13 protein-coding genes are annotated in these 12,846 nt (G+C 73.2%); 3 read left to right on the top strand and 10 right to left on the bottom strand.

Annotated elements, in window-relative coordinates; genetic code table 11:
* Positions 1–26 precede the first annotated feature (26 nt).
* The 4 genes from ACZ51S_RS21095 to ACZ51S_RS21080 all read right to left on the bottom strand — a co-directional run bounded on the left by ACZ51S_RS21095 (position 27) and on the right by ACZ51S_RS21080 (position 3,920).
* On the bottom strand, positions 27–1,058 hold the full coding sequence (locus ACZ51S_RS21095; protein ID WP_468961714.1) for a 6-phosphofructokinase: 1,032 nt from the start codon (positions 1,056–1,058) through the stop codon (positions 27–29).
* Between the two features lie 156 nt (positions 1,059–1,214).
* On the bottom strand, positions 1,215–1,859 hold the full coding sequence (locus tag ACZ51S_RS21090; protein WP_468479718.1) for a response regulator: 645 nt from the start codon (positions 1,857–1,859) through the stop codon (positions 1,215–1,217).
* 35 nt (positions 1,860–1,894) lie between these two features.
* The gene (macS, locus tag ACZ51S_RS21085; protein ID WP_468961668.1) at positions 1,895–3,106 is read right to left on the bottom strand and encodes a MacS family sensor histidine kinase; all 1,212 of its coding nucleotides are present in this window, start codon (positions 3,104–3,106) and stop codon (positions 1,895–1,897) included.
* Positions 3,107–3,161: 55 nt separating this feature from the next.
* Entirely contained in the window at positions 3,162–3,920 is a 759-nt protein-coding gene (locus ACZ51S_RS21080) for a lysophospholipid acyltransferase family protein (RefSeq protein ID WP_468479717.1), read from the bottom strand.
* A 160-nt stretch (positions 3,921–4,080) separates the two neighbouring features.
* Here ACZ51S_RS21080 and ACZ51S_RS21075 point away from each other — a divergent pair, with 160 nt between their 5' ends.
* Complete coding sequence (locus ACZ51S_RS21075; protein WP_388935560.1) at positions 4,081–4,860, top strand: alpha/beta hydrolase; 780 nt, start codon at positions 4,081–4,083, stop codon at positions 4,858–4,860.
* The gene (locus ACZ51S_RS21070; RefSeq protein ID WP_468479707.1) at positions 4,853–5,440 is read left to right on the top strand and encodes a hypothetical protein; all 588 of its coding nucleotides are present in this window, start codon (positions 4,853–4,855) and stop codon (positions 5,438–5,440) included. Before ACZ51S_RS21075 ends, ACZ51S_RS21070 begins: the two co-directional genes overlap by 8 nt.
* Positions 5,441–5,556: 116 nt before the next feature.
* Here ACZ51S_RS21070 and ACZ51S_RS21065 read toward each other — a convergent pair whose 3' ends face one another.
* The 6 genes from ACZ51S_RS21065 to ACZ51S_RS21040 form a co-directional block, all read right to left on the bottom strand.
* Complete coding sequence (locus tag ACZ51S_RS21065; protein ID WP_468479716.1) at positions 5,557–6,318, bottom strand: endonuclease/exonuclease/phosphatase family protein; 762 nt, start codon at positions 6,316–6,318, stop codon at positions 5,557–5,559.
* Positions 6,319–6,400: 82 nt separating this feature from the next.
* Complete coding sequence (locus ACZ51S_RS21060; protein ID WP_388935570.1) at positions 6,401–7,342, bottom strand: ROK family glucokinase; 942 nt, start codon at positions 7,340–7,342, stop codon at positions 6,401–6,403.
* A gap of 61 nt (positions 7,343–7,403) precedes the next feature.
* A complete protein-coding gene (locus ACZ51S_RS21055) occupies positions 7,404–7,862 on the bottom strand; it encodes a DUF5304 domain-containing protein (RefSeq protein ID WP_468479706.1) in 459 nt (152 codons plus the stop codon).
* Between the two features lie 67 nt (positions 7,863–7,929).
* On the bottom strand, positions 7,930–9,087 hold the full coding sequence (locus ACZ51S_RS21050; protein WP_468479705.1) for an ArsA family ATPase: 1,158 nt from the start codon (positions 9,085–9,087) through the stop codon (positions 7,930–7,932).
* A gap of 359 nt (positions 9,088–9,446) precedes the next feature.
* Entirely contained in the window at positions 9,447–9,887 is a 441-nt protein-coding gene (locus ACZ51S_RS21045; protein WP_468479704.1) for an SRPBCC family protein, read from the bottom strand.
* Positions 9,888–9,994: 107 nt separating this feature from the next.
* Positions 9,995–10,777 carry a metallophosphoesterase family protein gene (locus ACZ51S_RS21040; protein WP_468802176.1) on the bottom strand — a complete coding sequence of 261 codons (783 nt, stop codon included), beginning with the start codon at positions 10,775–10,777 and terminating at the stop codon, positions 9,995–9,997.
* Positions 10,778–11,031: 254 nt separating this feature from the next.
* On the opposite strand from ACZ51S_RS21040, the gene ACZ51S_RS21035 reads away from it, so the two are divergent.
* On the top strand, positions 11,032–12,828 hold the full coding sequence (locus tag ACZ51S_RS21035) for an AMP-dependent synthetase/ligase (RefSeq protein ID WP_468802177.1): 1,797 nt from the start codon (positions 11,032–11,034) through the stop codon (positions 12,826–12,828).
* The last annotated feature ends 18 nt before the right edge of the window (positions 12,829–12,846 follow it).

The following is a 12,846-nucleotide window of genomic DNA, read 5'->3' as shown; positions in this document are numbered from 1 at the left end:
CCCGCGCCCGCTCGGCCCGCGCCCGCTCAGCCGAAGAAGACCCCGGCCTCCGCGTACAGCGCGGGGTCGACCGTCTTCAGTTTCGCGGTGGCCTCCGCGATCGGCACCCGGACGATGTCCGTCCCCTTCAGCGCGACCATCTTGCCGAAGTCCCCGTCGCGCACCGCGTCGATCGCGTGCAGTCCGAAGCGGGTGGCCAGCCAGCGGTCGAAGGCACTCGGGGTGCCGCCGCGCTGGATGTGCCCGAGGACCGTCGTACGGGCCTCCTTGCCGGTGCGCGCCTCGATCTCCTTCGCCAGCCACTCGCCGACGCCCGACAGCCGGACGTGCCCGAAGGAGTCCCGGGAGACGGAGTCCTTGAGGACCAGGTCCCCGTCCTTGGGCATGGCCCCCTCCGCGACCACGACGATCGGCGCGTAGCTCGCGCTGAAGCGGGAGGTCACCCAGGCGCAGACCTGGTCCACGTCGAAGCGCTGCTCGGGGATGAGGATGACGTTGGCGCCGCCCGCCAGCCCCGAGTGCAGGGCGATCCACCCGGCGTGCCGCCCCATGACCTCGACGACCAGGACCCTCATGTGGGACTCGGCCGTGGTGTGCAGCCGGTCGATGGCCTCGGTGGCGATGCCGACGGCGGTGTCGAAGCCGAAGGTGTAGTCGGTGGCCGAGAGGTCGTTGTCGATGGTCTTCGGTACGCCCACGCAGGGGACGCCGTACTCCTCGTAGAGCCGGGCGGCCACGCCCAGGGTGTCCTCGCCGCCGATCGCGACGAGCGCGTCGACCTCGAACTTGGCGAGGTTCTCCTTGATGGCGCGGACCCCGTTGTCCGTCTTGAACGGGTTGGTGCGCGAGGAGCCGAGGATGGTGCCGCCCCGGGGCAGGATGCCCCGGACGGCGGGGATGTCCAGGGGGACGGTGTCCCCCTCGACCGGCCCCCGCCAGCCGTCCTTGAAGCCGACGAACCCGTATCCGTACTCCTGCGTGCCCTTGCGGACGACGCCCCTGATCACCGCGTTGAGTCCGGGGCAGTCTCCGCCGCCGGTGAGCACTCCGACCTTCATGGAATCTCCCTTCGCCATGACGGTCACGCTAATGGTGACGTGCGTCACAACAAGGGCCCCAGATCGGTCAATTCCGCTGCGGTCAAAGGGGGTTGCTCCCCCACCGTTCACTCGTACGGGGAGCCGGAGTGGAAGTAAGTACGACGTACGAACGGGTTACGCGTCGTCGAGGCCGCGCTCTATCGCGTACCGGACGAGCTCCACCCGGTTGTGCAGCTGGAGCTTGCCCAGGGTGTTCTGCACGTGGTTCTGGACCGTGCGGTGGGAGATGACCAGCCGCTCCGCGATCTGCTTGTACGAGAGCCCCTTGGCCACCAGCCGCAGCACCTCGGTCTCCCGGTCGGTCAGCTGCGGGGCCTTCGGCTCGTCCGGGGCGGCCGGCGCCGGGTCGCTGGCCAGGCGCCGGTACTCGCCGAGGACGAGACCGGCCAGGCCCGGGGTGAACACCGGGTCACCGGCAGCCGTGCGGCGGACCGCGTCGATCAGCTCCTGGGCACCGGCCGACTTCAGCAGGTAGCCGGTCGCCCCCGACTTCACGGCCTCCAGGACGTCGGCGTGCTCACCGCTGGCCGACAGGACCAGCACGCGCAGCGCGGGATCGGCGCCGACCAGCTCCTTGCAGACCTGCACCCCGGGCATGCCCGGCAGGTTGAGGTCCAGGACCAGCACCATCGGCGACACCGCACGGGCGCGGCGTACCGCCTCCGGCCCGTCGCCGGCCGTGGCGACGACGTCGAAGCCCGCCGCGGCCAGGTCGCGGGCCACCGCGTCCCGCCACATCGGATGGTCGTCGACGACCATCACCTTGATGTCCTGGAGCTCGCTGCGGTCGTCGTTCACTGGGTTCTCCCCCTCGGTACTTTCAGTTCCACTTCGGTGCCCTGTCCGGGGACGGACACCAGCTCGGCGCTGCCGCCGAGGTCGCGCAGGCGTCCGCGGATGGACAGGGCCACGCCCATGCGCCCCTCGCCCTCCGCCTGGTCGAGCCGGCCGGCCGGGATGCCCGGGCCGTCGTCCCGTACGGTCACGATCACCTCGTCGCCCCAGTCCTCGACGAGGATCCAGGCGCTGGCCCCTTCCCCGGCGTGCTTGCGCACGTTGTCGAGGGCCGCGCCGACCGCCGCCGCCAGCTCCCGCGCGGCGGGCGCCGGCAGCGGCACCGGGGTCCCCGGCTCGGCGAAGCTCACCCGGGACCCGGCGTGCGGCGCGAGCAGGGAGCGCAGGTCCAGCTCGGCCCCGTCCGCGCCGGGCTCCTCCACCTCGTACGTGTCCACCAGCGCGCCGAGCGACCCGTCGCGCGAGACCCGGGACCGCTGGACCAGCCCGCTGGAGACCAGCGTGCGCAGCGCCACCTCCTGCTCGCCCGCCATCCGGCCCAGTTCGGCGGCTTCGCCGCCCAGCTCGGTGCCGCGCCGCTGGACCATCGCGAGGACCTGGAGGACCCCGTCGTGGATGTCGCGGGCGAGGCGCTCGCGCTCGCGGGTGGCTGCCTCGATCTCCAGGGCGCGGGCGAGGGTGGCCTCACTGGCCCGGGCCACCTCGACGACGTACCCGATGGCGATGGAGGCGACCCAGACCAGCAGGACGTTGTGCAGGGCGTCCCGGGTGGGGTCGCCGCCGTGGATGACGAGGTTGGCGGCCGCCACGAAGGTCGAGGCGAAGCCGGCCCAGCGCCAGCCGCCCTTGAGGGCGAAGGCCAGCACCGAGCCGGCCGTCCAGATGCTGGGCAGGGTGGGGCCGCCCTCCATGATCCGCTCGTGGGTGTCGGCGAGCGGGGTCAGCAGGATGCCGGCCAGCGCGACCGCGAGATCGGCGACGAGGAAGCCCCTGGTGCAGCTGGCCGCGTTCGCCACCCGGCGGTGGGTGGCCAGGGTCCAGACGGCGAGGCAGGCGAGGTAGCCCACCGCGGTCCAGGGCTGGTCGAACTTCCGGTACGCGGCCGCGAACAGCAGGACCGCGTAGACCATGGTGAGCAGCCGGTACACCGACAGGGCCCGCCACAGCGGCTGCTCGACCGACATCCGTACGACGCGCTCGCGCCTCGCCATCTCCCCCACCCGCCCCGTTCCCGCGGGCGCGGCCTTCCGGCCGGCCCGCCGCGCGCTACGGCGCGCCCGTCTCTCCCTTGGACCTCTCGGCCTTCTCTGCGAGCTCCGCCTTCTCCGCCTTCTCGGCCGCCTTGGCGGCCTTCTCGGCGTCCGCGATCTGCCGCTTGGCGGCCGTCGCGTAGATGTCCACGTACTCCTGGCCGGAGAGCTTCATGATCTCGTACATGACCTCGTCGGTCACCGAGCGCAGGATGAAGCGGTCCCCGTCCATGCCCTGGTAGCGGCTGAAGTCCAGCGGCTTGCCGATCCGGATGCCCGGGCGCATCAGCTTCGGGACCACCTTGCCGGGGGGCTGGATCTTCTCGGTGTCGATCATCGCGACCGGGATCACCGGGGCGCCGGTGGCCAGCGCCACCCGGGCCAGCCCGCCGGGCTTGCCGCGGTAGAGGCGGCCGTCGGGTGAACGCGTCCCCTCGGGGTAGATACCGAAGAGCTCCCCCCGCTCGATGACCTCGATGCCGCTCTTGATGGCGGCCTCGCCCGCGCCGCGCGCGCCGGAGCGGTCCACCGGGAGCTGGCCGACGCCCTTGAAGAAGGCGGCCGTCAGTTTGCCCTTGACCCCGGGGGAGGTGAAGTACTCCGCCTTCGCGATGAAGGTCACCTTCCGGTCCAGCACGGCCGGCAGGAAGAAGGAGTCGGAGAAGGACAGGTGGTTGCTCGCGAGGATCGCCGGCCCCTCGGCGGGGATGTTCTCGAGGCCCTCCACCCACGGCCTGAAGGCGAGCTTCAGGGAACCCCCGATGGAGAACTTCATTGCGCCGTAGATCAACTCGAAAGCCTTCCTGTGTCTGTCGAACAGACCTTATCGCCTGGCTCCGCGCGGAGCGCCCGACGGCCCTGGTCGGTGTCACCCCGGTCGCGTACGGTGAAGTCACACAGCGCAACGCACCCCCCACCCTTCGAAGGAGACCCTGGTGCCCGTCCTCCCTGGAGCAGAGCCGTTCCGTCACGAGGGCGGAGAAGTGGGCGTGCTTCTCTGTCACGGCTTCACCGGTTCGCCTCAGTCGCTCCGACCGTGGGCCGAGTACCTGGCCGAGCGCGGGCTGACCGTCTCGCTGCCGCTGCTGCCCGGGCACGGGACGCGGTGGCAGGACATGCAGCTCACCGGCTGGCAGGACTGGTACGCGGAGGTCGACCGGGCGCTGCGCGAGCTGCTGGACCGGTGCGAGCAGGTCTTCGTCTTCGGGCTCTCGATGGGCGGCGCGCTGACGCTGCGGCTGGCGGCCCGGCACGGGGACGCGATCAGCGGCATCGTCCTCGTCAACCCCGCCAACAAGGTGCACGACCCGCTGGCCTTCGCCCTTCCGGTGGCCAAGCACTTCGTCCGGTCGACGGCGGGGATCGCCAGCGACATCGCGAAGCCCGGCTCCGTGGAGGTCGGCTACGAGCGGGTGCCGACCCGGGCCGCGCACTCCCTGCGGAAGTTCTTCCAGCTGGTGGACACCGAGCTGCCGCAGGTGACGCAGCCCGTACTGCTGCTGCACAGCCCCCAGGACCACGTGGTCCCGCCGGTGGACTCGGCGCGGATCCTGGCGCGGGTGTCGTCGACCGACGTCACCGAGACCCTGCTGGAACAGAGCTACCACGTGGCGACGTTGGACCATGACGCGGAGCGGATCTTCGCGGACAGTTACGCGTTCATCGGGCGGCTCGCGAAGAGTGTCGGCAGGGAGGGGGCGGCCAGCGGTGGCTGAGCACGAGGAGTCGTCCGGGGGCGTGCCCCCGCTGGACGAGGAAGCGGCGTGGGCCGCGATCGTCGCCGGGTACGGTCAGGAACCACCGGACCCGCCCGGGTCGAGGCCGTTCCGGCCGATCGAGAACCTGATGCTGCCGGAGGAAGACGTGAAGCCCGAGCCCGCGGTGTCCGACACGGAACCGGAACCGGATCCGGAAGCCGGGGGGAAGCCGGAGCCCGGGCCGAAGCCGGAACTGGGCGGCTCCGTGACCTTCGCCCCGGGCGTGGGCGTACCCCTGCCGGCCCCGGCGCCGGGCCCGCGCGACCACACCCCGGCCGAGCCCGCGGACGAAGGCCACTTCGTCCCCCCGGAACCGGAGCTGCCGCCGGCGGACACGACGGCGAAGTTCGCGTGGCTGGCGGTGGTCGGCGGCCCGGTGCTGCTGCTGCTGGCGGTACTGCTCCAGTGGGACATGACCTGGTGGCTTACGACCCTGGGCATCGGCGGCTTCCTGGGCGGCTTCGCCACCCTGATCGCGCGCATGTCGCAGGGTGACGAGGACGATGACGACGACCCGGGCCGGGGCGCGGTGGTGTAGGGGCGGGGCCGCGGCGGGGTACTGCTGGGCCGCCTCAGGGCTGGCTTCGGGGGTTCCCGTCAGGCTGCTCTGAGACCGCCCAAGGGGGTTCCGGCCCCGCGACGCCGCCCGCCCCCTCACTCCCCCGCCGGGAGCCGGAGTGTCGCCAGGACCGGGAGGTGGTCGGTGGCCGCGTGGAGGTCGGGGGCCGTCACGCCCGGGAGTCCCTCCGGGACGCCGCAGGCCAGTACCTCCACGCCCCGCGACGCGAACACCGCGTCGATCCGCCGGTCCGGCGCCGATGACGGGAAGGTGTCCCCGCCGCCCCACGGGGACACCGTCCAGCAGTCCTGCAGGGCCTCCGACAGGCGGCCGAAGGCGGAGCCGCCCGCCGCCTCGTTCACGTCGGCCGCCGCGATCGTGTGCGGCGTCCCCAGCCCCGCGAGCCGCTCCAGGAGGAGGTCGGCCTGCGCGCGCCGTTCCGCCGGGTCCAGCGACAGGTGCGCGCTGATCACCCCCACCCTGGCCGCCCCGAAGCGGACCACGGCCGTCGCGAAGCCCCGCCGGTGCAGGCCGGGGGTGCGCGGGAGCAGGACGTCCTCGGTGCGCTCCACGAAGGCCCGCAGCGAGCACAGCAGGAGCGGTCCCGCCGCCGTCGCGCCCCCGCCGAGCACCACGAGGCCGGTCTTGGCGGCCAGCCTGGCCGCGTGCTTGCGCCAGCGGAAGAACCTCGGCGCCTCCTGGATGAACACGAGGTCCGGGGCGCAGGCCCGGATGACCCGGGCCAGGGCCTCCTCGTCGTCGCGCAGCGAGCGGATGTTGTAGCTGAGCGCCCGGATCACGGCTGAACCGTCGGGCTCGGTCACGGACTTCGGCAGCGTGTACGGCGTGTGCGGCATGTGAGGCGTGTACGGCATGGGAGGCAACATACGCAGCTGCCCGCCGCTCCCCCAGGGGGCGCGGCGGGCAGGGCGCGGGGCGTCAGCCCTGGCGGGCCAGGTCCGCCGCGCCCACCAGGCCGGCCTTGCCGCCGAGCTGCGCGGCCAGCACCTGCGCGTGCGGCCGCCAGGCGCCGCCGACCAGCCAGCGCTTGAAGGACTTGCGGATCGGGTCGAGGACGAGGTCGCCCTCGTCGGAGACGCCGCCGCCGACGATGAACGCCGACGGGTCGAAGAGGGAGGCCAGGTCGGCGAGGCCCGCGCCGGCCCAGCGGGCCAGCTCGCGGAAGGCGTCGATGGCCACCAGGTCACCGGCCCGGGCGGCCTCGCTGATGTGCTTGCCCTCGATGCCGTCGGCGGTGCCGTCGCCCAGGCCGAGGAGGATCGCCGCGTTCTCGGGGGTGGCGTTGGCGCGCTGCTTCGCGTACCGGACGAGGGCGCGCCCGGAGGCGTACTGCTCCCAGCAGCCCTGGCTGCCGCAGCCGCACAGCAGGCCGTCGGGGACGACCCGGATGTGCCCGAATTCGGCGGCGACGCCGAAGCGGCCGCGGCGCAGCTTGTTGCCGATGATGATGCCGCCGCCGAGGCCCGTGCCGAGGGTGATGCAGATGACGTCCTCGTGGCCCTGGCCGGCGCCGAAGCGGTACTCGCCCCAGGCGGCGCAGTTCGCGTCGTTCTCGACGACGACCGGCAGGCCGATGCGCTGCTCGACCTTGTCCTTGAGGGGTTCGTGCCGCCAGTTGATGTTCGGCGCGAAGAGCACCGTGGCGCGCTTGTCGTCCACGTATCCGGCGGCGCCGATGCCGACGGCGTCGATGGTGTGGCTGCTGCTGACCTCGGAGACGGCGGCGCAGATCGCCTCCGTCACGCCGTCCGCGGTCGGCGGGGTGGGCACCTTGTACGTCTCAAGGATGGTGCCCTCTTCGTCGACCACGCCGGCCGCGATCTTCGTGCCGCCGATGTCGACGCCGATGGTGAGTCCCATTAGTCCCTCGGTTTCCGGTCAAGCCCCGCCACGGCCAACCGTACCCGAGGCGGGCGGAGGATCAGTCGAGATCGATCCGCTCGGCCGGGCCCGCTCCGGGGCCCTCCTCGTCCCCGCCGGAGGGCTTGCGGGGGGCGGGCGGCTCGGCGGGCTCGTCGCGGGTCCAGCGCCGCTCGTGGCCCTCGACGGCCGAACGGTAGGCGGCGAGGAGTTCGGATCCGGCCGCCGCGAGGTGGCCGAACACCTCCGGGTTGCGCTCGATCACGGGCTTGGCGGCCGTCTTGGCCTGGTTGACGAGCTGGCGTACGGCGTCCTGGGCGGCGGCGCCGACGAGGGGGTTGTTCAGGGAGGACACCTTGTCGGCGACGGCCTCGAAGAGCTTGAACAGCTCCTCGGCGGCCGTTCCCGTGCCCGTGCCGCCGCCCTGCTGTGAGCTGCGGCGTCGCTTCTCGGCGGCGAGGTCCTCCGCGCAGGCCCGCGCCCAGGCGTCGTCGGTGGGGTGGTCGGTGGCCTCGCTCATGGCGGACTCTCCTGGCGGCAGCTGCGGTAGGTCTGCCTTCGACGTTACCCGAACGGCGGTACGGGTATCAGCGCGCCTTCGGCCACAGCCGCGGGTCCGGGGTGAAGCGGACGCGGAGGGCGTCGTCGGCGAGGGCGGCGCCGGAGACGGTGCAGCGGCGCAGGGCCGGGGGCAGCGGAACGATCCTGCGGTGCGGGCCCACCGCGACGAGCAGTTCGTCCCCGCGCCTGACCAGGTCGAGCTCGCTCTTGCGGGCGCCGGGCAGCGGGATCGCCCAGACGAGTACCCCGTCATCGGCGAGCCGGTCCTCGACGCTCCAGCCGGGGCCGGGCGCGGGGCCGGTGGGGCCGGGGGCGATTCCCCGGGCGGCGCCGAGCACCTCCAGGTCGCCGGTGCCCCGGGGGTCCCGGCCGAGGTGGGCCAGCTCGTGGACGGGCAGGTCCTGGCCCCACTCGGTGAGGAACGCCCGCTGCTGGGCGGCGATCCCCGCCGCCCAGGGGTCGGCGGCGGCGGGGCCCGGCGGCACGAGCCGGTTGGCCACCAGGGCCTCGACGCGCAGCTCGTGCAGGGCCAGCCCGAGCATCCCCACGCGCAGGGCGGTGCCGGCCGCGGGGCCGGGCTCGGCGACCAGGCGGACCCGGGTGCCGGCGGCCTCGACGACGGCCTGGACGGCGGCCAGCTCCTCGTCCCAGCGCGCGGCGGTCTCGTACAGCCACTGGGCCGGCATCGGGACCCCGGCGAGCTGGGCCAGTACGGGGCGCAGGGCGCGGGCCGCCTGGCGCTCGGCGGGCAGCAGCCGGGCGAGGTAGCGGCGCAGCTGGGCGGGGAGGGCGAGGGCGGCCACGGCCTGGTGCAGCGGGGGCATGTCCACGACGACGAGGTCGGTGCCGGGCGCGGCGGCGGCCCGGCGCAGGGCGCGGAGCAGGGCGAACTGTTCGGCGCCGGGCAGCTCGGTCAGTTCCTCGGCACCGAGGGGACGGCCGCCGAGCATGCCGAGGAGGGCGGCGCCGCGTTCCTGGAGCGCGGCGAGCTCGGTGCGGAACTCCGCGCCGGAGTCGATCCGGGCGATCCGCAGCCGGGGATCGGGGCTCCCCTCCGCGAGGGGGGCGTCGGTCCCGCACAGCAGCAGCACCCGCCGCCCCTCCCGCGCGGCGGCGAGGGCGGTGGCGGCGGCGACGGTGCTCCGGCCGGCCCCGCCGGGGCCGGTGACGAGGAGGGTCTGCATGGCTGTGCCTTTCGTTCTGCCTTCCGGCGCGCCGCCGGTTCCCGGCGCGCCGCTCTCCGCGCCCGCGGGTCCCGGGGGGGCGGGGGTGCGGTGGTCGCCGCCGCCCGGGGCGGCCCCCAGAGCGCCCCGCGCCCACGCGGCGCGGCGGCGCGGGCGGCGCGGGCGGCGCGTCGGGAGGGGGCCACGTACCGCGCAGCGGCACACCGCACCGCAGGCGGGCACCCGGCCCCGGCCGGAGCCCGCCGGCGGCCCCGGCGGCCGCGGTCCGGCACAGCGGCGCGACACCGGGGCAGTCCGCCCACGGCCGCGACGCGCGGGCGGCCCGTCAGGCGGGCGGCCCCGTCAGGAAGGCGTGCCCGTCAGGACTGGGCTTCGACGCGCTTCTTCAGCCCCGCCAGCGCGCGGTCGATGATGACCTTCTCCGCCTTGCGCTTGATCATGCCCAGCATCGGGATCTTGACGTCCACCGTCAGCTGGTAGGTGACCTCCGTGCGGCCGCCGTCCAGCGGGGCCAGCCGGTAGGAACCGTCCAGCTGCCGCAGCATCTGGGACTTGTCCAGTGTCCAGCTGACCTCGTCCGCGCCCTTCCAGGTGTACGCCAGCGTGTGGTCGTCCTTGATCGCGCCGGCGTCCAGCAGGAGGCGGACCTTCTCGGCGCGGCCCTCGGCGTCGGTGGCGAGGACCTCGGCCTCCTTCACCTCGCCGGTCCACTCGGGGTAGCGGGCGAAGTCGGCGATCACGGCCATCACGTCGGCGGGGGAGGCGTCGATCGTGATGCTTGAGCTGGTGTGTTCCGCCATCGCGGTGGCTCCTCCGGGTTGGGGGCACCTCCCAGCGGTAGCTGGGGGAATTTCGGGGAAGTGTGCGGCCCGCGGCCGCCGCGTGCAGGCTACCGTGCGTGTGGAGGTCACCACTCCAGGGCCCACGGCCTTCCGGTCGCGGCGAAGTGCCCGACGTTCACGCACTCGGTGGCGCCGATCCGGGCCCGCCGCGCCAGCGGCTGGTGCACGTGTCCGAAGAGCGCGTACCGGGGCCGGGTCCGGCGGATCGCGGCGAGCAGGGCCTCGCTCCCCCGCTCGAAGCGGCGCGCGACGGTGTCGTAGCAGAGCTCGGGGACCTCCGGCGGGATGTGCGAGCAGAGCACGTCGACCTCGCCCAGGGCCTCCACCTTGGCCGCGTACTCCTCCTCGTCGACCTCGTACGGGGTGCGCATCGGCGACGGCAGGCCGCCGCCGACGAAGCCGAAGACGCGGCCGCCGATCTCCACGCGCTCCCCGTCGAGGACGGTGGTGCCGGGTCCGGCGTACTCCCGCCACAGGCCGGGCACGTCGACGTTGCCGTACGTGGCGTACGTCGGGCTCGGGAAGGCCGCGAACATCTGCGCGTACTGGCGGCGCACGGCCTCCTCGATCAGCCGTTCCCTGTCGAGCCCGTCCCACAGCCGGCGGCCGAATTCGCGCGCTTCCGCGAAGCGCCGCGCCGTGCGCAGTTCGACGATGCGGTGGGCGTTCTCGACGCCGAACAGGTCCGGGAAGATGCCGCGCGAGTGGTCGGCGTAGTCGAGGAAGAGCACCAGGTCGCCCAGGCAGACGAGCGCGTCGGCGCCGTCTCCGGCCCGCGCCAGCGCCTCGGTGTTGCCGTGTACGTCGCTGACGACGTGGACCCTCGTACGACTCTTCCCGCCACCCATGCCGCCCACCCTAGGGGGGCCCGGCGCGGGCGGGTAGAGCGACGGTCGCAGGCGGCCGGACCTGCGGTTACTTCCTAGTCGCGAACACGGTCGACTACTGTCGGCAGCGTATTGGCGGGTCTTGCGGCGCATCGCGATGTACAGAATGTGACGCACGGAACATCTGGCCGGTTCCCTCTATCGGGAACCCACTACCGGTGGGTAACGTCCGGTCGGTCCACACGGTGGCGATGGCGCCCAGAGGAGCAGCAGTCTTGCGCGAGTTCAGCCTTCCGGCCCTGTACGAGGTCCCGTCGGACGGGAACCTGACGGATCTCATCCGCCGCAACGCCGCCCAGCATCCCGACACCGCCGTCATCGCCCGCAAGGTCGACGGCCGGTGGCAGGACGTGACGGCGACGGAGTTCCTCGCCGAGGTACGGGCCACCGCGAAGGGCCTGATGGCGGCGGGCATCGAGCCCGGCGACCGGGTCGCCCTGATCTCCCGCACCCGCTACGAGTGGGTGCTGTTCGACTTCGCGATCTGGACCGCGGGCGGCGTCACCGTCCCCGTGTACGAGACCAGCTCGCCCGAGCAGATCCAGTGGATCCTCGGCGACTCCGGCGCCGTCGCGGCCATCGTGGAGAGCCCGGGGCACAGCGCGAACGTGGCCTCCCTGCGCGACCGGCTGCCCGAGCTGCGCCAGGTCTGGGAGATCGAGGAGGACGCACAGGGCGTCCTGAAGACCGCCGGCGCGAAGATCACCGACGCCGAGGTGGACGCGCGCAGCGCCCTCGCGGTCGCCGACGACCCCGCCACGATCGTCTACACCTCGGGCACCACCGGCCGCCCCAAGGGCTGCGTGCTGACCCACCGCAACTTCTTCGCCGAGTGCGGCAACGTCGTGGAGCGGCTGAAGCCGCTCTTCCGCACCGGCGAGTGCTCCGTGCTGCTCTTCCTCCCGGCCGCGCACGTCTTCGGCCGCCTGGTGGAGGTGGCGGCGGTGCTGGCCCCGATCCGGCTGGGCTGCGTACCGGACATCAAGAACCTCACCGACGAGTTGCAGTCCTTCCGCCCCACGCTGATCCTCGGCGTGCCGCGCGTCTTCGAGAAGGTCTACAACTCGGCGCGCGCCAAGGCGCAGGCCGACGGCAAGGGCAAGATCTTCGACGCGGCCGCCGACACGGCGATCGCGTACAGCCGCGCGCTGGACACCCCCTCGGGCCCGTCCTTCGGCCTGAGGCTCAAGCACAAGCTGTTCTCCAAGCTCGTCTACTCCAAGCTGCACACGGTCCTCGGCGGCCGCGGCGAGTACGCCATCTCCGGCGGAGCGCCGCTCGGCGAGCGGCTCGGCCACTTCTTCCGCGGCATCGGCTTCACGGTCCTGGAGGGCTACGGCCTGACGGAGACCTGCGCGGCCACCGCCTTCCTCCCGTGGGACAAGCAGAAGATCGGTACGGTCGGCCAGCCGCTGCCCGGTTCGGTGCTGCGCATCGCGGACGACGGCGAGGTGCTGGTGCACGGCGAGCACGTCTTCAAGGAGTACTGGAAGAACGAGGCGGCCACCGCCGAGGCGATGACGGACGGCTGGTTCCACACCGGCGACGTCGGCACCCTCGACGAGGACGGCTACCTCCGGATCACCGGCCGCAAGAAGGAACTCATCGTCACGGCGGGCGGCAAGAACGTCGCCCCCGCGGTGATCGAGGACCGGATCCGGGCGCACGCGCTGGTCGCGGAGTGCATGGTGGTCGGTGACGGGCGGCCGTTCGTGGCGGCGCTGGTGACGATCGACGAGGAGTTCCTCGGCCGGTGGGCCGCGGAGAACGGCAAGCCGGCCGGGGTGACGGCGGCGGAGCTGCGCGAGGACGCGGAGCTGATCGCCGCCGTCCAGAAGGCCGTCGACGACGGCAACGCGGCGGTGTCCAAGGCCGAATCGGTGCGGAAGTTCCGCATCCTGGGCTCCCAGTTCACCGAGGAGTCCGGCCACATCACGCCGTCGCTGAAGCTGAAGCGCAACGTGGTGGTGAAGGACTTCGCGGACGAGATCGAGGCGCTCTACCGGGCCTGACCGGCGCTACTTTGACGA

The sequence above is a fragment of the Streptomyces sp. NPDC034043 genome (assembly GCF_055575675.1).
The sequence above is the reverse complement of the archived record's forward strand: the minus strand, read 5'-3'. Positions and strand labels throughout refer to the sequence as shown.